We start from the raw sequence: 335 nt of genomic DNA, 5'->3' as shown, positions 1-335 counted from the left end.
GAGACATCGATCTCGCCCGGTTCCAGCACGTGGCCAAGACCCGTGATGCCGTTCTGGTTGCGCTCGCTCTTCTCGTTCATTTCCGGCAGCGGCGGCAAGTCCACGATCAATGCGTTGTACGCGTTAGCTAGTGTGTTCAATGTGAATGTCCTCCCGCTTTCTTCTTACGCAGCGCCATATCGATCAGACCCATGATGCCGTTGGGCAGCAGCAGAGGCACGAGCGTAAAGATCAGGCCCAGGAAGAACAACCAGTATTCAGGGAAGTTCGCCGTAAAAAAGCTCTTCGCACCGTTCACCGCGAACGCGCCGATGATCGGCCCAATCAACGTTCCG

1 pseudogene is annotated in these 335 nt (G+C 56.4%); it reads right to left on the bottom strand.

Features of this window, described 5'->3' with window-relative positions:
- Nucleotides 1-136 precede the first annotated feature (136 nt).
- Nucleotides 137-335: pseudogene (locus GSQ93_RS37865) on the bottom strand (urea ABC transporter permease subunit UrtC); the annotation flags it as partial.

It is taken from the genome of Burkholderia sp. S171, assembly GCF_009766085.1.
GTDB lineage: Bacteria > Pseudomonadota > Gammaproteobacteria > Burkholderiales > Burkholderiaceae > Caballeronia.
The sequence above is the reverse complement of the archived record's forward strand: the minus strand, read 5'-3'. Positions and strand labels throughout refer to the sequence as shown.